Genomic DNA, 18,858 nt, shown 5'->3' on the forward strand with positions numbered 1-18,858 from the left:
CGTAACTTTTCTTAGCCGGGAACCAATCCCGTCGGCGGCCCGTTCCGGGGCCGCCGAGATGCGATCCTCCCCAGCATCCGGACAAGGAGTTCCGGATGTTGGCTTCGTCGAAACCGGCGCATCGCCGGCAATCACTCTATGCGCTTGCGGCCTTGAACCTGTTCCTGGCCGATGCGCGGGACGGGCTCGGCCCGTTCCTCGACGGCTACCTGGCGACCAATGGCTGGACGCCGATGACGCTCGGCATCATCGCCACGATGGGCGGCCTCCTCGGCATGATCGCCACGCCCCTGTTCGGCGCCTATGTCGATTCCTCGCACCACAAGCGCGCGCTGATCATCCTGCCCGTCATATTCGTGACTGCGGCTGCGCTCTGGGTGCTGGCCACGCCGGATAGCTACGCGGTCTTCGGCGGGCAGTCGCTGACAGCCATCGTGGGCGCGCTCGTCGCCCCGGCGCTGACGGGTTTAACGCTCGGCTTGGTGGGCCAGCAGGCGTTTCCGCACCAGATCGCGCGCAACGAGTTCTGGAACCATGTCGGCAACGTCCTGTCGCTGGCCGGCATCTACGCCGTCACCGTACTTTATGGGATCACCGGGGTCGTCTTGCTGATGGCCGCGACGGCCGTGGCGGCCGTTCTGGCAACGCTGGCAATCCGCCCGGGCGATATCGATCACGATGCTGCCCGGGGACTCGGCGCCGACGAGGGTGGGCCCCAGCCCTCCGGCTTGTCCATCCTGTTCCGCAGCCGGGGTCTGATCCTCCTGGCCGTGACGCTGATGATCTTCCATTTCGGCAATGCGCCCATGTCCCGCCTGATCGCGCAGGACTTCTCCGTCCAGCTCGGCACCCCGTTCCGCACGACAGCCATCACCACCGGTGTGTCGCAACTGTCCATGATCGTCATGGCGTTGCTGGCCCCCTGGCTCATACGGCGGCACGGGCTGGCGTCGGTCTTCCTGATCGCGCTGATCGCCTTGCCGCTGCGCGGCGCCATCGCTGGCTTCTTCACCGGCTTCGAATCGATCTTTCCGGTCCAGATCCTCGACGGCGTCGGCGCGGGGCTCATCGGCATCGCCACCCCGGTCGCTGCCGAACGCATCCTGTCTGGAACCGGACGGTTCAATGTGGGGCTTGCGGCGGTGATGACGATGCAGGGCATCGGCGCGTCATTGAGCAACCTGGTGGCCGGTTGGCTCACCGGGCTCGGCGGCTATGGCCTGGCCTACTGGGTGCATGGCGGCGTGGCAGTCTTCGCGCTGATCCTCTTCATCACCCAGTCCCGCGTCATCGCCCCGGCCGAGCCGCGCACGACATAACCATCAAGTCAGCGGATGCGGGAACCTGTCGCGCCCCGGCGCGCTTCCATCCCACAACAAGGAGGTACCCATGTCCGATATCAATCCGCACAAGCCTGACGATACGCGGCCCCTTCCGGAAACGGGCGAGGGAGGCCGCTCCCCCACCTACGAGGACGGGATCGAACTGGGCGAGGATGTCCCGGCCGATGCCGAAGACGCGCCGCGTCAGACGGAGGACCGGGCATGACGGATGGTGCCCTGTCCGTCCTGACCTTCGCCGCCTACCACCAGCTTGCCAGCGGCGAGCGTGTCCGTGATGTCGTCCTTCGCGATGGCGCCGGGCATAGCGCCGATGCCGGCGGTGTCGAAGTCCTGCGCGAAGCCGGGCTTCTGACCGTCGAGGGCGATCGCGGCCGCCTGACGCAAGCCGGTGAAGAAGCTCTGGACCGGCTGGTCGAGGCCATTCGCGCCGCGGCCTGAGAATCGTCAAACAAAAAGGGCCGCCTCGATGGGCGGCCCTCGCTTGGCTGGAAGTTCCGAAGGCTCAGTTGAAGCGGTAGGAAATCTTGGCCGTGATCGTGTGGAAGTCGAAGTCGCTGGTGCCGGTGAAGTCGGTGAAGCCACCGACGCCGCCGCCGAAAGGCCCGGCCGAGAAGCGCGTCGTCGAATCGTCGTCACCGAGATTGGTGTAGAGATACTCGACGCCGAACGAGATGTTGTCCGTGGCCAGGAACTCCAGGCCGCCGCCGACCGTGTAGCCCCAGCGATCGCTGTCGTCCGGGAAGGCGACGGCGGTGGCAAAGGGGGCCGAGTTGGCTTCGAAGCGGTAGTTCACATCGCCATAGGCAACACCGCCGGTTGCATAGAGCAGGGTCTGCGGGGTGAGGAGGTAACCGCCGCGCAGGCGGCCCGTCGCCAGAAAGTCGAGGCTGCGCTCGGCCGTGTAGAAGGCCGGCGTGCTCGAGAAGGCGCTCTGGCGCTCACCGATATCGGTGGCGTTGATGTCGAGAATGGCACCGACGACCCAGTTGCCGACCTGGTAGTCGTAGCCGACATGACCGCCGCCGACGAAGCCGGATTCGAAGCTCGACGTGTAGTTGGAGCCGAATGCACTGCCGGGGAAGGCGCCCGGGAAGCTCGGAATGATGCTGATATTGTCCGGGTTGGACGGGTTGAACCCGCCACCGGCCTGCGCACCGATATAGAAGCCGGTCCAGGACGGCGCCGTCATGGCCACGACGGGCGTGACGACGGTTTCCTCGAAGATGACATCCGCAGCCGCTGCCGGCAGGGTCGTTGCAGCAAGAAGCCCGAAGGCCGCCAGGTATTTCATGTATTCCCCTCCAATGGATGACCCCGAAGGGCAGGACGCCCGTCGGTGGTTCGAACGCATCGACGGGTCTTTTCGACAATGACGTCCAGCCTGCATGCATGTCAGGCCGGAATGTTAGCCGCATTACACATTTCATTGATCCAGCTTCGCGTCAGGAAGACTTGAAGTTGCAATCCCGCGCTCCCTCAGGAGTTGCGCCGGTTTCTCGTGGTTGAAGGCACGGCATCGGCGACTATGTGTCGCGCAACGATCCCTTCGAGTGACATGCCGTGAACACCAATTCTGAACGCGCAAAAGCCGATGACGCGTCTTCCGAGCCGGAATCGTCCGTAGCCGCCGCGTCGAAGGATGCGCGTTACCGAGCCCTCTTCGAGGCGATCGATGACGGCTTCTGCATTATCGAGTTCGTCGATGGATCGCACGGGCCCTTAAGCGACTACATCCATGTCGAGGCGAACAGTGGATATGAGCGCCATACCGGGATTGCCGACATTGTCGGAAAGTCCGTCTACGAAATCGCCCCGACCGAGGCGCAAGCCTGGGTGGATCTTTACGGCAAGGTCCTGGCGACGGGTCAGCCGATCCGCTTCGAGCGCGATTTCGCCGATGTCGGCCGCTATATCGAGGTCGCCGCATCGCGCCTCGAGCCGGCGAGCCTGCGGCAGGTCTCTGTCCTGTTCCGCGACGTCACCGACCGCAAGCGCGCCGAAGAAACCCTCCGGGCAAGCGAAGCCGTTGCCCGTGAGAATATCCAGCGGGTGCAGCTCGCCTTGGCGGCCGGCGCCATCATCGGCACCTGGTTCTGGGACCTGCCGACCGACCGCTTCACCATCGATGCCGCCTTTGCAGAGGCGTTCGGCCTCGATCCGGCGCTTGGCCGCGAAGGCCTGAGCCTTGCCCAGGTGGTGGACACGGTCCATCCCGACGATCGCGAGGGCCTTGCCCGCGCCATCGAGGAGGCGATCGCCCGCGGCGGCCCCTATGCGCACCAGTATCGAACTCGCCGGGCCGATGGCAAATACTACTGGCTGGAGGCGAATGGCCGCGTTGAGCTGGCCGCCGATGGGACACCGCTGAGCTTTCCCGGCGTGCTGCTCGACGTGGAGGAGCGCCGAGCGGCCGTCGCCGAACGGCTGAAGGCGAACGACATGCTGCGCCATCTGAACGAGACGCTGGAGCAGCGCGTCGCGGACAAGACGCGTGAGCTGATGGAGGCCGAGGAAGCGCTTCGCCAGTCCCAGAAGATGGAGGCCGTCGGCCAGCTGACGGGCGGCCTGGCGCATGATTTCAACAATCTTCTGGCCGGCATTTCCGGCTCGCTCGATGTGGTGCGCACCCGCCTGCAGCAGGGCCGCATCGACGAGCTCGACCGCTACGTCATCGCCGCGCAAGGGGCCGCCAAGCGAGCGGCATCGTTGACGCATCGGCTTCTCGCCTTTTCGCGCCGGCAGACGCTGGACCCGAAGGCCACGGACATCAACCGGCTGGTCCACGATCTGGAAGATCTGATTCGCCGGACCGTCGGCCCCGGGATCACCGTCGAAACGGTCGCAAAGGCGGGTCTGTGGCCGACTCTCGTGGATCCGAACCAGCTCGAAAACGCCCTTCTGAACCTGTGCATCAACGCGCGCGATGCCATGCCGCATGGCGGCAGCATCACGATCGAGACGGCCAATCGCTGGCTGGACGATCGGACCGCGCGCGAACGCGACCTGCCGCCCGGCCAATATGTTTCCATGTGCGTGTCCGATACCGGCACCGGCATGACGCCGGCCGTGATCGAAAAGGCCTTCGATCCCTTCTTCACCACCAAGCCCATCGGTATGGGAACAGGCCTCGGCCTGTCCATGATCTATGGTTTCGTGCGCCAGTCGGGCGGCCAGGTTCGCATCTATTCGGAGGTGGGGCAGGGTGCGATGGTCTGCCTGTACCTGCCACGCCATCATGCGAGCGTGGACGCGATCGACGAACCGGAGATCGCACCTCTCGTGCGATCGCTGGAAGAAAAGTCCGTCCTGGTGGTAGATGACGAGCCACTGGTGCGGATGCTCATCGTCGATGCAGTGGAAGAGCTGGGCCTGACGGCGATGGAGGCGGGGGACGGGCCGCAGGCGCTCAGGATCCTGCAGTCGGATGCGCCCATCGATCTTCTCATCACCGATGTCGGCCTGCCGAACGGCATGAACGGACGCCAGGTCGCCGATGCCGCGCGACAGTTGCGGCCGGGCCTCAAGGTGATGTTCGTGACTGGCTATGCCGAGAACGCCGTCCTCAGCCACGGCCATCTGGAGCCCGGCATGCAGGTGGTGACGAAGCCCTTCGACATGCTGATCCTGTCCAACCGTATCCAGGCGATGATCGGGGGCTGACCGCCCGGTCCTGCGTATCTGAAAGAGGAACGTCATGATTGAGGATCGCGGTGCGGAGGATGCGCTTCAGCCGATCGTCGAGGCCGTCGCCGACCATGTCCGCGAACGCGCGCCCGCCATCTACGAGGAAGCGGTGGCGGCTGCCGCGCAACGGGGCAAGCCGAAGCCGCGCAAGGGCGATTTCGAACGCTTCGGCATCGCCGTCCTGACGCGGCAGGGGAATATGCATGCGGCGGGCAATGCCGGCGTCGGCTTTCCCATCCAGTCCATCTCCAAAGTCTTTGCGCTCGAAGTCGCGCTGGAGGCGCTTGGGGACGCCATCTGGGAGCGGCTGGGCCGGGAGCCCTCAGGAGACCCGTTCAACTCCATCATCGATCTGGAGCGCGATCGCGGCATACCGCGCAACCCCTTCATCAACGCCGGCGCGCTTGTGGTCTGCGACATGCTCGTCGGTCTGAAGGGGAAGGCCGGGCCGAACCGACATGTCGAACGTTTCATCGAGAGCATGCTGGACGGTGAGACCCTGAGCGTCGATGACGCGGTCATGGAGAGCGATCGCAGAGGCGGCTCGCTCAACCGCTCCCTCCTGTTCATGACGGAGCATTTCGGCAACCTCAACCATCCTGTCGAGCGGGTGATGGACGCCTATGTACGCCAATGCGCCATCACGCTCGATTGCCGCGGGCTGGCGCGGGCAGGACGGTTTCTCATGCGTGACGATCCCAATGACGGCGACGGCATTACGCGCAAGGCCGCGCACCGCGCAAGGCGGGTCCTATCCATCATGATGCTGTGCGGTCAGTATGACGGCTCGGGTGACTTCGCCTACCGTGTCGGGCTGCCGGCCAAATCAGGCGTTGGCGGCGGAATCCTGGCCATCGCCCCACACCGCGCCTCGATCGCCGTATGGTCGCCGGCATTGGACCCGATGGGCAACAGCTGGCTCGGCACACTCGGCCTGGAGCGGCTGACGGCGCTGACGGACTGGTCGGTCTTCGGCGTATCACGGCATGGTCGCAAGAGTGGCGTTGGCGGTTAAGATACTTGCCTGGCTGTCTATTGCACGGGGAGCCTGAACGCCAATCGGCCCTAGACTTCCGGTTGTGCGGGCGTGAGATGCGGTCGCCGACTTGAAGGTCTTGGGCTTGGCCTCATGCGGCACGCACTTTCGCACCCGAACCATTCCGGGGCAGCCGACCGATGCGTGCCCGACAGCCGGGACCACGCCATTCATGCTCATCGATGCCGCCGACGCTGCGCAGATCTATTCCATCGGTTACGTCAGCCGCTTCGTGGGGGAGCCGGCGCCCGAGGCGCTGGACGACCTTCTGTCGCGCTCGGCCGCCTATAACAGCCGGGTAGGCATAACAGGCTGCGTCGGCATCCTTCGCAGCGATGTAATGCAGGTCCTCGAAGGCCCGCAGAGTGCGGTGGTCGATCTGTTCCGCAAGATACAGATCGACAAGCGGCACACGGATATCGCGCAGACCTTCGCCCTGAATGTGCGGGCGCGTCACTTTGCGGATTGGTCGATGGTCAGCCTTCCCTTCGGCGTCGTCGTCGGGATGGTGGACCAGATCCGGCGCGTGCACGAGCGGCCGTAAAGCCGCTTGCGGTCCCATTGTGTCAGGCTGGCTGCAACTCTGCCTGCGTCGCGGCGATGGGCGAGGTTGCCACGAAGATGACACCATCGGCCTCGTAGGCGATCTCGACCGTCCCGCTGATTTCCTGCGACAGAACACGCTGGATCAACTGCGTGCCGAAACTCGTGCGCGCCGGGCGCTGCACCGTCGGGCCGTTCCGCTCCTGCCAGTTAAGACGCAATGTGGAGTTTGCCCCATCGTCGATGATGCGCCAGGACACTTCCACCGTCCCCTCCTGGTTGGACAAGGCGCCGTATTTGGTCGCATTCGTCGCAAGCTCATGGAGCGCCAGCGCGTAAGCCAGTATCTGCTGCGGTTCCAGGCGCAGGTCCGGCCCGTGGATGCGGAACCGCTGCGTATCCTCGATGCCGAAGGGCGCCAGCGTGCGCCGAACCAGATCGGCGATGGACGCGTCGCCGAAGTCCTCGCTGATCAAAAGGTCGTTGGCTGCCGACATGGCCTGGATCCTTGCGGCGAGGGTGGCCCCTGCCTCGTCGAGCGAGGTCGCGCGCCGGATCGTCTGCGCCACGATCGCCTGTAGTGAGGCCAGCATGTTCTTGATGCGGTGGCTCTGCTCGCGCGCCAGCAGCGCGCGCTGGCCCTGCGCACGGCGGCGATCCGTCACGTCCTGTGTCGTTCCGGTGATGAAAAGCGGCACGCCGTCGGCCCGATAGCTGGCATGTCCGCGGATCTGCACCCACCGCTCTTCGCCCGCCGGCGTATGAATCCGGTACTCGACATCGAGCAGGCTGTGGTTGGCGATGGCGTCTTCGATGGATTGTATCTGCAGGGCCAGGTCTTCGGGGTGGATCGACGCCCGCAGCTCGTCCAGGGTGAGCGAGTCGTCCGGGCGGCGGCCGCAGATCGCCTTGCACTCGGCCGATGTGGTCAGCCGGCCGGTTTGCAGGTCGATGCTCCAGCTCCCGAGCCGGCCGGCTTCCAGCGCGAAGCGCAGGCGCTGCTCGCTCGCCTGAAGTTCGGCCGTACGGCGGACAAGCTCGGTCTCCAGCGTGTCCCGATCCCGCCGCAGGCGGTCCACATGTTCGCGTTCTTCGGTCACGTCGAACTGCGAGGCGAAGTAATAGGTCAACGCACCATCATCGCCGAAGACGGGAGATACGAGCAGCCGGTTCCAAAAGGTCGAACCGTCCTTGCGGTAATTGAGGAGCTCGAGCTCGATGGGCGAGCGCATCTCGATCGCGGCACGCAGGCGGGCGACTTCACCACGATTGGTGTCCGGCCCTTGCAGAAACCGGCAGTTGCGACCGATGATCTCATCACGGCTATAAAGGGTCAGCCGCGCGAATGCCGCGTTGGCAAAGACGATCGGGTTGTCCGGTTGGCGCGGATCGGTGATCAGCATCGGCATTCGCGTAGCGCGTACCGCCGACGAAAACGGATCAGGCCCGCCTCCGGAGCGTGTCAGCTCACGAATGATCCGCGCTTCTTCCGTGAAGTCTGGCAAGGCTGGCAGTTCCCGATGACGTGTGAACGCGGCTTTTCACTGGAGCAACGCGTTCGGCCGGGAACGGCAGAGGCGAAGAGCATGCATGCACGCATTAATAGCGTAACCGTTGCCCCTCGACCAGTCTTGCGTGTGCGGCCGCGACGATCAGGCGTAGCTCGGCGTACCGCCGGCGTGGACCGTCTGTGAAGCGAGCGGCGCTGCCTCCGCCTTTTCCAGGAGGTCGAGGGTCCGCAGCATGTCATCGATGTCGACCTGGTAGCCGCCCGGCGCCGGCATGGCGAGCTGGATTCCGAAGCGCATGCCCGCCGCCCGGCAGTAGCCGACATTGGTGGCGGTGAACCGGTCTGCCGGGATGAAGGACAGAATCGCCGTTCCCGGGTCAGCGGCCGTATAGATGTGGTTGAGGTGGCTGCCATCCATGCTGACGACGAGCCGTGCATGGCGCAGGCTCGCATGCAGCGCGGCGACGCTGGTGTCCTGCAGGTCGACGATGGTGAAACCACGCCGTGACAGCGCATCGCTGACGGCCCCGTCATTGGCGACCAGCCGCGCGGCCCCTGTCGCGCCGCGGCGCAGATAGACGGCCTTCGGACCGGGTTTGTCGACAGGAATGGCGCGTCGCAGGAGATCCCGCATGCGCCGATAGCGCGCGCGCTTAGACGAACCCTGCCCGTGATCCTGATAGACGGTCAGAAGATCGACGCGAGCGGTCGGCGCCGTGACGGGGGAGAAGCCGAAGGCATCGCTATAGGCCGCGCAGTGGGACCAGTCCGGCCGCTCGTCGAGGAACAGGCTGTCTTCCTGTTCCTTCATCAGGCCCGTGGCGCAGGCATCCTGCAACCAGTGGCCGAAGTAACGGCGTGACACGGGGCTCATGCAATAGACGGCCCGCTCGATATGTGCGCCCTCACGCGTCGACATGAGCGGCGATGCCCGGGACACGATCCGGTTCGCGAAGCCCGGCGCGTCGTAGCCGGCCCGATGCACGATCGCATCGCGCAGCCGGTAGCGGATCACTGCGGCATGGGTCACGAGGCCCGGACGGCAGGCCTGCAGCTCCTCCTGCAGCGTGGCATGCCCTTCCACGCTCTTCTGCGCGCGCTCCAGTTGGCCTGCCAGATGGACGGCCGGCTGCGCACACCACTCGGATTCCTCCGGCTGCACCACGGCAACCTCACAGGCCGCCGCCTCCAGGACCTGGCGCTGCCGGAGACGCTTGCGAAGGTAATTTTCCAGGGGAAGACGGTAATACACGGCCACCTCCTTGTGGGGGCGCGTCGATCGGTTCGAAGGCAGGCTTACGATCCGATCACAGTTGCGTCAATTCACCCAACGTGCGCAGGCATCCCCCATTCGGGGGGAGGGAGCTTGGTGCCGGCTACAGGGATCGAACCCGTGACCCCCTGATTACAAATCCTGAATTTGCTGTTGTTATTGCATGCTAATTTAGTTCTTGGCGCATCCGTGTCGCGTCAGCCGAACACCGATGCCTCGGCTTCGGCCAACTCTGCCTCATCGTCACCCCGTGGAAACAGGTGTGAATAGGTATCCATCGTCATGGCGATCGTAGAGTGTCCCATACGCTCCTGAACGGACTTCGGGGGCAGGGCGAGGCCGCCGTCTTCTTTGCGATTGATAAGCCAGGACGCATGCCAGTGCCGCAGGGCGTGGAGGCCGCTGTATTTGGCCACGAGGATCGGCTTGGTCTTTTTGTCCCGCTTGCCGGTGTCGATCGAGACGCCGGCCGCTACCCAAGCAGGATGCAGGCCACGCTTCAAGATGTTCCCCAACACCTCCACATTGCCGGACATGTTCGGGAAGACCAGACCGAGCTTCCCCTTTGGGCACGCCACCTTCCACTCCCGCAGCGTGTTCAGCGCCATCGGAGGCAGCGGCACAGTTCGTTCGCCGCTGACCGACTTCGGTGACCCTATGGCGTTGAACCGGTCAGCGCGTTGCCGGACGTGGATCTCACGTTTGCCGAGATCAACATCGACCCATCGCAAGCCGCGCAACTCGGATGCGCGAAGGCCACAGAAAGCCGCAACCAAGATCAGCGGGCGCCAGCGGCCCGATACGCTGTTGATTAGTGCGCGGATCTCTTCCCGGTTGGGGATATCGACGCCGACCTTCAGCTTCCCCTGATGGCGACCCTCGCCACCGCCGCGCCGTGACCGCATGTCACGCGCAACGTTCCGCCCGACCAGCCCGCGCTCCTGTGCCTCGGCCAGCAGTGTCGACATGGTGGTCAAGACGCGCCGCGTCATCGAGGCCGAACGACCCTTCTCCCGCAGTTCATCTTCGAATGCGCGCAGGCGAGAGATCGTCAGCATGTTCAGCCGCGTCTGTCCGATCAGTGGATTGACGTGCAGCCGCAGCAGGCGCGCGTAATCTTCGACTGTCGAGCGCTCCAGGTTTGAGACCCGCGCCCCGGTTAGCCAAAGCCGGCCGGCTTCCTCGACTGTGGTGCTTTCGCTGTCGGCCACATGCACGCCTTGGCGCACCTCCACCGCGGCTGACGAGGCGAACTGATCAGCCTGCTTCTTCAGTTTGAAGGTCTTGCGGCGCCGTTTCCCGCCTGCGTCTGTGTATTCGCACACCCATGCGCTGCGCTCTTCGCCTGACGGCGTGGTCCACGTGCGTTTGCGGACACTCATTAGTCGAATATCGAGGGTTTACGTTCGCCTACACTCTTGCGCATCATTGCCGTCATCTCGGTAACGAACTTGCGATTTTCCTCCGAAAGCGATCCGGTATTGCGCAGTTCCTTGAGCGCGTCTTCCCAGATACCAACGAAAAAGCTTTGGGTTGTCTTTAGCGTATCCAGTTGCTCACGGGTGTCCTCTACAAGCTTAATAAAGTGCGCTTCTTTCTCGAAGCTGTGTCGCAGCCTTTCCACGATTTCCGCGGTAATGCTCTTACCCGATGCATTCGCACGTTGCTCGATTTGAGCCTTGAGATCGTCCGGTATCCTAAGCCTGAAATGAAGGTCTTCTCTAGCCATGCCGCACCCGTGACGCAAATAGTGGTTGACACTGATGACCCACCAGTGCCACACATTCAATGCCACACCAATGACGCACTAACAACGAGCGGTCTGCCGGTTTGGTTAGGAAAGGGTTGATAATGAGCACACACGACCATCAACTCGATCTCGTTTGGGGGATCGAAAATATTGGGAAGGTCATCGGGCGTAACGTTCCGCAGACCTATCATATGCTGAAGAATGGCCATCTGCCTGCGCGGCAGGTCGGCTAGCGATGGGTCGCATCGCGGTCCAAGCTCATCGAGTTCTTTATGGGGGAAGCGGCATGACGCCGAAAAGGTAAAGGCTCCGAAGCGCCAACTTCGAAGCCTTCAGTAATTGAGACTGTCAAAGCCCCTGAACAGCGGCGACGATCTCACGATCCCACCATCACCGTCAACTGCCTGCACCCTCGAGGTGCCGGAGCGGTGAAGCTTTGTCTCCTGGACTGTCGCAGCGAAGCGAGACGGCCGGGCATCCTCGAAAGGGAAAAGACGTGACCGCAATTTCAAAGACCGCCCACTCTGTGCTCGACATCGCCAAGTTGATGGCCGAAGCACGTGAACTGGAAGATGCGTCTCCTGGCAGCGGCTGCAACGCAGAGAGGGCCGAAGCCCTGCGTGCCGCAATCACAACGGTGCGGGCAACTTCTCACCTCGACGCCGCGATCCAGACCAAGCTGGCGTCGGATCTCGTGTCGCGCATCCGGGATGCTGCCGCGAATAATGCGGATGTCGACCACTATCTCGATGAACTCGACCGCCTTTTATGGTCGGTTTTCGACGTCGCCGACAAAGCTTCTGCCGGCGGTGTTGACTGGTTGGTCGCGCGCGGCTTCTCGGAGCGGCACCTCAGCCCGTGGGCCTCATCTGAAGGGGCGGGGCAATGACCCCTGAAGACCGCCGGCGGCTGACGCCTCATCCACGCTCCGTGCTCCATTTCTTGCGCTTTTGTTTGCAAGTACGTGAAACCGAAAGTCTTACTCTCCCTGTTGAGATTGATCCGGACATTTTCCGAATTGTTGCCGAGACACTTCGGCTCGACCGGGGCGAGAGCAACGCAGCCTTTCACCGGCACCGCACGAGGGCGACTAAGGAATTCGGAAATGTTCGTGAAGCGGTCGCGCAGGACGCGGAGCGCCTCATTGACACTGTCAATCAGGAGCTCGTTGACTGGATCAGCGGCCTAGTATGGCAAAATCGGACGCTGCGTTATGTGCTGCTAAAGCAGCAGGACACGCATCAAGGGCGTAAGCGGTCTGCCGCGACACAGGCCAACATGGCGTTTGATCGTCAACTGAACGCGGCCATTGCCGGGCTTTTCGTGACGTTTGGCGCCGGGGAGATATCCCGAACTGCGCTTGTTGCTCAGAAGGGCAAGCCACGTGGGGCTCAGGATGGCGTTGTCAGCTACTCCCATGTCCGTAGTCGCCTGGCGACTTACACTGGACCGCTGTGGAGCGTCTGGAACCCTGATCGGACCGAAGTGGCCTTCGCTACGGCGTCGCTTGCTGGAGGATTGGCCGACGACATTCGCATCGCGCATTGGGCGTGGAAGCTGTTCAGGGCATCCGACTACTCGCCATCAAACCATGAAGCCAGGCTAAACAGCGTCATCGACAGCGGCGACTTAGCCCAGTGGCTGCACGATGCTGAAAATGAACACGACCCAGCGTTCGACAGCCAGCGCAAACGGGCAGTTGAACACCTCGAGAGCTACGTGATCCGCCATCAAATCAAGATGCTGGAGAAGCGGCGGCGTGTCCCTTTAACGTCGAAAATGACCGCATGAAGCGCAACGTCTTTGATGCCAGCATAGTGGCGGAACAACTCGAGGGAGCGCCATGAGACTTGCAACGAGGACAACCGAGCCGACGGCTTTGACTATTGCCGAGGCGGCTACCTGGGCTGGCCGCAGTGATAGTTGGATCAGGGCATGGCTCCGAGCTGAGGTCTTGGAGCCCGTTGAAGTGAATGGACGAAGCGGGGTCACTGTAGCCAGCCTGCGCGCACTCGTCCGTCAGCGTCCCCGCATTAACCGCCCGCCCACTCTCAGGCTCGTGGTGAACAACGATCGTCCCTGAAAGTAGACGGCGCCAGCGGGAGCGAACCGCCAGCGCCGGAATAAGGATTGCACATGAATACCTTAGCGCATTCCGAGCCGAAAGTGAATGGTAAGCCGGCAGCGTTGTTCGGCGACGTCGTTGCCGATCGAGCAGACGAACCCAACCTACGTGTCAGCGCAGCATCGCCCGAAGATCGTGCGGATGCCGCGGTTTCATTTCTTGAGCGTTTCGACCCTGACGGTTGGCACAATATCGTGCGCTACAACGGCCTTCGATGGGATGGGTTCACGATGCCCCCCGGGCGGTGGGATGAAGCCCGACGCTTCATCCTTGAGGGCATAGATCGTGGTGACAATCTCTACTTTTCACCGAACGAACCTGCACCCGGAAGTCGACACGGCAAGCTGAGCAAGACCGATATCGGCAATATACGCAGCATCTCCGCTGATATCGACCTTCCGGGGCGAAATGCCCCGCAGGAAATCGATGCACTCGGTGCACGTCTCCGCGACGACACGGCTGCGTTCCCACCGACTTTTGTCATTGATAGCGGTGGCGGCTTCCAGCTGCACTGGAAGCTCTCGGACCCATTGCCAGTCAGTAATGAAGTGACCGCCTGGGCCGAGGCTCAAGGCCGAAGCATAAGTCGGCTGCTCGCGGGCGACGCAACTCAGAACATCGATCGCCTCGCGCGACTGCCTGGTACCGTAAACACCCCCAACTTAAGCAAGCAGGCTAGAGGACGGGTGATGCGCCCTGCAACCTTGGTTAGACAGACGAGCGCCGTGATGTCGCCGGACCAATTCGCGGCATTCGCACCGCCGCTCGCAAAGGCGACACAGGACGCTGCCGATCGTGACGACGCAATTGCGCGGAGACAGTCGGAATTTTCCTCGGCATGGGGAAAACTGACGGCCGCGATAGATTTTCAGGATCTGCCAGCGGGACTGAAATCTCGCTTGCAAGCTGCCATGGCTCAGAGTTCATCGCTTGCTGGGCTTTGGAATGGGCAGGACGCACCGTCCGATACGACCGGGTCAGGATATCGCGAGGCCCTCGCTCGACTGTTAGCGCAGTCCGGGTTTGAGGCCGAGGATTACGTTTCCCTCACTTGGGTTTGGGATCACTCGGTACAGGCCGGTCATGATCGAGCTGAAAAGCTGACGCCTCGCGCGCTGGCACGTGATTGGGAAAGGTGCGGCTACCCCCATTCCCCCCGCGGTATTGTGGAGCGGTATTTCGAAGAGCCATCGGAACCGCTTTTTCCCGCTGTCTCCGGAGCTTCTGGAGATGGCGAGCCAACGTTCGATTTCGCCACGGCCTCTCGTCTAGACGTCGATGAGATTGAGGTAATACCTCCTCGTCAGTTTGTTCTCGGCACGCGCTTTCAACCTGGCGTGGTGACAATCGGCTCTGGTCCTCCAGGCGTGTCCAAGTCCACTTTTTCTATTCTAACAGCGCTGGCAATTGCGACCGGTAGATCACTGACCCAAGAGTACGTTGCACGCCCTGGTCCGGTGCTAATTTACAACGCGGAAGATCCTCGGGAGGAAATGCGTCGCCGGATAATGGCAATAGCACGGGTACACGAGGTTCCAGACCGCATAGTTCGTGAACGCGTTCGCATACTGTCCGGGTACGACGACCACCGCTTGGTGTTCGCCGAGCGGAAGGAGCGCAACGGGTCGATTTCACCCAACCCCGATATCGCGGCTTTCGCTGCCTTCGTTCGTAGCGAAGGCATTGTCTATGTTGGCTTGGATCCGATGATTGCCCTGCATCGCGGTCTCGATGAGAACGCTTCGGCCGATATGGAGGCCTTGGGCGTATCACTCCGGTCGTTCGCGCAACGGTCCGGCGCTGCGATTGATCTCATCCATCACACAGTGAAATCTCGAGGTAACTCAGACCAGAGCGCCGGCAGTGCGGACGCGTCACGCGGGAGCAGCTCCATTATGGGCTTTGTACGGGCGGCTTACACTCTGTTCCCGATGAGCCCTGCAATTGCTGCCGAGCTCGCGTTGCCACCCGACCGTGCATCTCAGATGGTTCGTTTGGATGATGCAAAGCGCAACTACGCTCGCCGGCAACCTGGCGAGAAATGGTTCGAGATGATTTCAGCCCTGCCGACAGGTGAGCGGGTTGCGCCGAGAGATTTCCAATCGACGGTTCCTGAAGTAGCCGCACGGGCGAATTCCTCAGTCGGCGTCCACCTCCGGTTCGACGCAAGTCGGCAGCGGGTTCTCGCCGCGTTGGCCAAGGCAGATGGCGGCGCCAGACAGGAGGCCGAACTGCTTCGCTTTATCGCCTCCACAATGACCCAAGACGCTACGTCTCGGACAGATCTATCACGTGTCATGTGTGACAGCCTCGGGTTCAGCGCGACTACTGGACGCGAGAAGATCAATGCGGTGGTCCCCTCAGAGAGGAGGCATGCCCGTGAGGTCGAGGTCGATGGATGCGTCTACGCGGTATGGCGTGAGAGGCAAAAAACGGCCGGTAATCCTGCGTGGTATGTCCACCGACAATTTGTCAGACAGATTGTCGAAGCTGAAGAAGTCTCGAACGGAGGTGTTTTCGAGTGATACCTGCGAGACCTGCAAATGCCCAAAACCCTTATTTTCTGGGAACCTGCAAACCTGCAGATACCTGCGAAGGCTGCACCTCTCGCATGTATGGAGCTGTAACCCAGCATCTGCGGGGGTTAGGAAACCTGCAGACCTCAACACCCTGCAAACCTGCAACGCCCCCCTTTATAGGGGCGGTTGCAGGTTTAGCGTCGCAGGTATCAGAGTTCGTTGCCGAGTGGGTGAGAAAGACAAATTGTCCGGCGGCGTGCCGCCTCGAGATGATACCCCAGATGTGCTGGCCTAGGAGCGGCGCTCAATGACTGGCCGGCCCGGGAACTGCCCTGCACATGTCCGCCTGCAAGCTCGACAGGCCATTACCGATTATAATCGGAATGTTCGGCCCTTCCGACCGAGATGCTCGGCAACGGCAAGATCGACCGGCGAGCAATGCCGCCGGATAGCCATGGAAAATGGAAAGTGCGACTGCCACGGCGGTAAGACGCCTCGCGGCAAAAATTGGCATCGTCCGCAATGGCCGAACCCAAATCGGTCCGATGCGGGTGTGCGGTTAGACCGCAAACTTCGTGATCGGGACCGAGCGGCAAAGAAACTGAACCGGCGCCTCTTAGCCGCCGACGAGGCTGAGCGCGAAAGCTATCGCAAGTGGAAGGCGGCTCATCAGCCCGGCGATCCAGCAGCGCGAACCGCGCGCCGGCGGCAGATCGCGGAGGCCCGATCAGCCCGGGCGAGTTTAGAAGCCCATGCGTCAGCGCCGGCAATAGCCGACAGCAGGCTTGCTACGCTCGACGCTGAGTTAGCTGAGTTGCAGCGGATGCGTGATGAGCGTGCCATCGCTCAAGGAGAAGGAGTTTTCGGGTGACTGATGAAATCGAGAGCGAACGTCGCGATGTACTGCGCACCATTCAGGTGGAAGGCATTCGGGCAGCAGCTGATGCAGCGATCGCGATCTGCCAGGATCCGAAGGCTCCTGCCCCTGCCAGGGCCACCGCGGCTGGTCTGCTCTTCCGCGCCGCGGCGCTCGGCGGCTTTGGTAAAGCTGACGAAGCCGAGCGTGCGAAAGAACCGCACGAGATGACGCCGGAGGAAATTGATCGCGAATTGCGCCGCATGCGGGAGAGCATGCGAACTGGCTCACGAAAAGATGGCGTTTTCGACTAGTGCCATTTGGGTATACCCGGATGGCACTGGCCAAACAGCGGTTCGATAATTCCGTTTGACAACTCAAAACGAACCGGTACTAATGGTACTAGTCAAAACGAACCGGTGCCTAGAATGTTGACCCGCCTTTATCTCCGAGCTTCAACTATCGATCAGGACGCAGAGCGGGCACGCGGCGCCTTGGAGCGCTTTGCGGAGGAGAGGGGTCTCAATGTAGCCGGTGCCTACGTTGAGCACGCCAGCGGCGCTGCATTAGCCCGCCCGGAGCTTTTCCGTCTGCTGCGCGACAGCCGCCCCGGTGACATTTTGCTTGTTGAACAGATCGATCGCTTGACCCGATTGTCCGTTGGCGATTGGGCGTCGCTGAAGGCGGAGATCCAAACTAGGCACGTGAGGATTGTGTCGTTGGATTTGCCGACATCGTGGGCAATGGCTACGCCGGGTGCTGACGAATTCACAAAACGATTGTTCGATGCGCTTAACCACTTAATGCTGGATTTGCTCGCGGCCGTAAGTGCCAAGGATTACGACGACCGCCGTAGGAGGCAGGCCGAAGGAGTTTTGAAGGCAAAGGCGGCAGGCAAGTTCCGCGGACGGCCGGAGAACACGACGCGGAACAGTGCTCTCGTCGGGATGCTCCAGAAGGGAATGAGCTGGAGCGAGATTATTGCAGCGACTGGCGCCTCACGCTCTACATTGGCGCGGCTGGCCAAGCGTACGAAGATAGCTTCGACTTAGGCTGATCCCGACCTAGCCACCGCGTGGGTGCGGAGCCCGACCCCACCCCCGCCGGGTACTCCGACCCGGGTGGCAGAAACGGCGGCCCATCCCGCTACAAATTTCTGGCTACCCCGAACTTTTCCCGCGAAGCCATGGCGCTTTGTTGCCTATTTTTCGGTGATGAAGCGCAATTGGATCCGGACGATAATCGGCCCATGATCAACCGCGGGCGTTCCGATGTTCCACTCGCCGAGCCGAACCTACTCAGACCCGCCAGGCGCGCTCGCATGCCTGAATGAGGCTCGCGGCGCTGAAACGCTGCGAAAGTTGTCGGCGGCGATCACGAAGATCGACCGGTCCTTCCGGTACGATTTTGCGCTCACCCCAACATCCGCCGCCAACCATATAGAAGCGCTCAAATCCTGCCGACCCGCGGCGCTCGAGCACCTTCCCGTACACATCACTCGCGCTGAAATCCTGCGGGGCATCAACGCGACCGTCAGCCTGATATCCTATCTCGGCTCAGACGGAGCCCGCGAGGCGATCGATCCGGACACGCACGCAAGCGTACGCATTTTCCGCAACAGCCTTGAGAGCGCGCAGCTGGAAGCAGAAATTGAAGGTCGGTTGCGACAGCGGCGAGCGGTAGTCATTCAAGCCTTGGCCCGCGTGGGTGAGCCATTCTATCCGACGACATATGCGCCTCGACAGGGGGTCTTCGAATGACCGCCTGGCGTCTTGAGGATGTGCTCCGCAAGCACATCGCCGATATGGACGGATCGCAGCCGATCGAGCCAGCTGTCTTGATGCTACGCGTTGTCCTGATCGCGTTTCTCGACCCAGTCTTCGCAGCGTCGCCGGATAAAGCCGAACTCGCAGACGGCATCTGGTTCGCTGCCGACCATGTTGCTCGCGCAGCGTCACCCTCGTTGGAGCCCGAAGACGTTCGGATGGGCTTTGGCGCTGCTGCCGGATTGCTGATCCAGATGGGGCTGCGAGCCGACAGGCGCGAGCCGCGAGGCATTCTACTTGCCCGGCTCGACCGCGTTGCTCTGATTGCAGACGAGCTCGACGCGCTCTTCCGACGTCGCCGGCTTGCTGCCCATGGTGACCCGTTCGCCCGGATGATCGCAATTCGCCGCGCCCAAGAAACGCAACCCGCCCCCGGCGCGGTTTTGAACTAGG

General features: G+C 62.3%; 18 protein-coding genes. 13 read left to right on the top strand and 5 right to left on the bottom strand.

Going from position 1 to position 18,858, the window contains the following annotated elements:
- Nucleotides 1-95: 95 nt before the first annotated feature.
- The 3 genes from AUL30_RS16965 (at nt 96) to AUL30_RS16970 (ending at nt 1,781) form a co-directional block, all read left to right on the top strand.
- Nucleotides 96-1,319 (top strand): MFS transporter, encoded by a 1,224-nt coding sequence (locus AUL30_RS16965; protein WP_062229079.1) that lies wholly within the window; start codon nt 96-98, stop codon nt 1,317-1,319.
- A 70-nt stretch (nt 1,320-1,389) separates the two neighbouring features.
- Nucleotides 1,390-1,548, top strand: a complete 159-nt coding sequence (locus AUL30_RS19865) for a hypothetical protein (RefSeq protein WP_157070259.1) — start codon at nt 1,390-1,392, stop codon at nt 1,546-1,548.
- On the top strand, nt 1,545-1,781 hold the full coding sequence (locus AUL30_RS16970; RefSeq protein ID WP_062229080.1) for a hypothetical protein: 237 nt from the start codon (nt 1,545-1,547) through the stop codon (nt 1,779-1,781). Before AUL30_RS19865 ends, AUL30_RS16970 begins: the two co-directional genes overlap by 4 nt.
- Nucleotides 1,782-1,845: 64 nt before the next feature.
- On the opposite strand, the gene AUL30_RS16975 is transcribed toward AUL30_RS16970, so the two are convergent.
- Nucleotides 1,846-2,634 (bottom strand): outer membrane protein, encoded by a 789-nt coding sequence (locus AUL30_RS16975; RefSeq protein WP_062229081.1) that lies wholly within the window; start codon nt 2,632-2,634, stop codon nt 1,846-1,848.
- A 269-nt stretch (nt 2,635-2,903) separates the two neighbouring features.
- On the opposite strand from AUL30_RS16975, the gene AUL30_RS16980 reads away from it, so the two are divergent.
- From AUL30_RS16980 to AUL30_RS16990, 3 genes are all read left to right on the top strand, one after another.
- The gene (locus tag AUL30_RS16980) at nt 2,904-5,003 is read left to right on the top strand and encodes an ATP-binding protein (protein WP_062229082.1); all 2,100 of its coding nucleotides are present in this window, start codon (nt 2,904-2,906) and stop codon (nt 5,001-5,003) included.
- A gap of 34 nt (nt 5,004-5,037) precedes the next feature.
- Nucleotides 5,038-6,042, top strand: coding sequence for a glutaminase A (gene glsA, locus AUL30_RS16985; RefSeq protein ID WP_083508016.1), 1,005 nt, complete (start codon nt 5,038-5,040; stop codon nt 6,040-6,042).
- 193 nt (nt 6,043-6,235) lie between these two features.
- On the top strand, nt 6,236-6,607 hold the full coding sequence (locus AUL30_RS16990) for a BLUF domain-containing protein (protein WP_062229083.1): 372 nt from the start codon (nt 6,236-6,238) through the stop codon (nt 6,605-6,607).
- A gap of 22 nt (nt 6,608-6,629) precedes the next feature.
- On the opposite strand, the gene AUL30_RS16995 is transcribed toward AUL30_RS16990, so the two are convergent.
- The 4 genes from AUL30_RS16995 to AUL30_RS19540 form a co-directional block, all read right to left on the bottom strand.
- Nucleotides 6,630-8,111 carry a PAS domain-containing protein gene (locus tag AUL30_RS16995; protein ID WP_062229084.1) on the bottom strand — a complete coding sequence of 494 codons (1,482 nt, stop codon included), beginning with the start codon at nt 8,109-8,111 and terminating at the stop codon, nt 6,630-6,632.
- Between the two features lie 147 nt (nt 8,112-8,258).
- On the bottom strand, nt 8,259-9,368 hold the full coding sequence (locus AUL30_RS17000) for a glycosyltransferase family 61 protein (protein WP_157070261.1): 1,110 nt from the start codon (nt 9,366-9,368) through the stop codon (nt 8,259-8,261).
- 218 nt (nt 9,369-9,586) lie between these two features.
- Nucleotides 9,587-10,771, bottom strand: a complete 1,185-nt coding sequence (locus tag AUL30_RS17005) for a tyrosine-type recombinase/integrase (RefSeq protein ID WP_062229086.1) — start codon at nt 10,769-10,771, stop codon at nt 9,587-9,589.
- The gene (locus AUL30_RS19540) at nt 10,771-11,118 is read right to left on the bottom strand and encodes an Arc family DNA-binding protein (RefSeq protein ID WP_083508017.1); all 348 of its coding nucleotides are present in this window, start codon (nt 11,116-11,118) and stop codon (nt 10,771-10,773) included. The genes AUL30_RS17005 and AUL30_RS19540 overlap by 1 nt, the downstream gene beginning before the upstream one ends.
- 517 nt (nt 11,119-11,635) lie before the next feature.
- On the opposite strand from AUL30_RS19540, the gene AUL30_RS17015 reads away from it, so the two are divergent.
- The 7 genes from AUL30_RS17015 (at nt 11,636) to AUL30_RS17045 (ending at nt 18,857) form a co-directional block, all read left to right on the top strand.
- Complete coding sequence (locus AUL30_RS17015) at nt 11,636-12,028, top strand: hypothetical protein (RefSeq protein ID WP_062229087.1); 393 nt, start codon at nt 11,636-11,638, stop codon at nt 12,026-12,028.
- Nucleotides 12,025-12,930, top strand: a complete 906-nt coding sequence (locus AUL30_RS17020) for a hypothetical protein (RefSeq protein ID WP_062229088.1) — start codon at nt 12,025-12,027, stop codon at nt 12,928-12,930. The genes AUL30_RS17015 and AUL30_RS17020 overlap by 4 nt, the downstream gene beginning before the upstream one ends.
- A gap of 345 nt (nt 12,931-13,275) precedes the next feature.
- Nucleotides 13,276-15,789 (top strand): AAA family ATPase, encoded by a 2,514-nt coding sequence (locus AUL30_RS19545; RefSeq protein WP_083508018.1) that lies wholly within the window; start codon nt 13,276-13,278, stop codon nt 15,787-15,789.
- A gap of 861 nt (nt 15,790-16,650) precedes the next feature.
- Nucleotides 16,651-16,953: a hypothetical protein gene (locus tag AUL30_RS17030; protein ID WP_062229090.1), complete on the top strand. Its 303-nt coding sequence runs from the start codon at nt 16,651-16,653 to the stop codon at nt 16,951-16,953.
- A gap of 114 nt (nt 16,954-17,067) precedes the next feature.
- Nucleotides 17,068-17,691 (top strand): recombinase family protein, encoded by a 624-nt coding sequence (locus AUL30_RS17035; protein ID WP_062229091.1) that lies wholly within the window; start codon nt 17,068-17,070, stop codon nt 17,689-17,691.
- Nucleotides 17,692-18,000: 309 nt separating this feature from the next.
- The gene (locus AUL30_RS17040) at nt 18,001-18,399 is read left to right on the top strand and encodes a hypothetical protein (protein ID WP_157070263.1); all 399 of its coding nucleotides are present in this window, start codon (nt 18,001-18,003) and stop codon (nt 18,397-18,399) included.
- Entirely contained in the window at nt 18,396-18,857 is a 462-nt protein-coding gene (locus tag AUL30_RS17045; protein WP_062229093.1) for a hypothetical protein, read from the top strand. Before AUL30_RS17040 ends, AUL30_RS17045 begins: the two co-directional genes overlap by 4 nt.
- Nucleotide 18,858 lies beyond the last annotated feature (1 nt).

The organism is Aureimonas frigidaquae (genome assembly GCF_001463905.1).
Classification (GTDB): Bacteria; Pseudomonadota; Alphaproteobacteria; order Rhizobiales; family Rhizobiaceae; genus Aureimonas; species Aureimonas frigidaquae.

Coding starts and splice junctions, on each gene's coding strand:
- AUL30_RS16965 (WP_062229079.1), top strand. CDS start 96: ATGTTGGCTTCGTCGAAACCGGCGCATCGCCGGCAATCACTCTATGCG.
- AUL30_RS19865 (WP_157070259.1), top strand. CDS start 1,390: ATGTCCGATATCAATCCGCACAAGCCTGACGATACGCGGCCCCTTCCG.
- AUL30_RS16970 (WP_062229080.1), top strand. CDS start 1,545: ATGACGGATGGTGCCCTGTCCGTCCTGACCTTCGCCGCCTACCACCAG.
- AUL30_RS16975 (WP_062229081.1), bottom strand. CDS start 2,634: ATGAAATACCTGGCGGCCTTCGGGCTTCTTGCTGCAACGACCCTGCCG.
- glsA (WP_083508016.1), top strand. CDS start 5,038: ATGATTGAGGATCGCGGTGCGGAGGATGCGCTTCAGCCGATCGTCGAG.
- AUL30_RS16990 (WP_062229083.1), top strand. CDS start 6,236: ATGCTCATCGATGCCGCCGACGCTGCGCAGATCTATTCCATCGGTTAC.
- AUL30_RS17005 (WP_062229086.1), bottom strand. CDS start 10,771: ATGAGTGTCCGCAAACGCACGTGGACCACGCCGTCAGGCGAAGAGCGC.
- AUL30_RS19540 (WP_083508017.1), bottom strand. CDS start 11,118: ATGGCTAGAGAAGACCTTCATTTCAGGCTTAGGATACCGGACGATCTC.
- AUL30_RS17020 (WP_062229088.1), top strand. CDS start 12,025: ATGACCCCTGAAGACCGCCGGCGGCTGACGCCTCATCCACGCTCCGTG.
- AUL30_RS19545 (WP_083508018.1), top strand. CDS start 13,276: ATGAATACCTTAGCGCATTCCGAGCCGAAAGTGAATGGTAAGCCGGCA.
- AUL30_RS17035 (WP_062229091.1), top strand. CDS start 17,068: ATGTTGACCCGCCTTTATCTCCGAGCTTCAACTATCGATCAGGACGCA.
- AUL30_RS17045 (WP_062229093.1), top strand. CDS start 18,396: ATGACCGCCTGGCGTCTTGAGGATGTGCTCCGCAAGCACATCGCCGAT.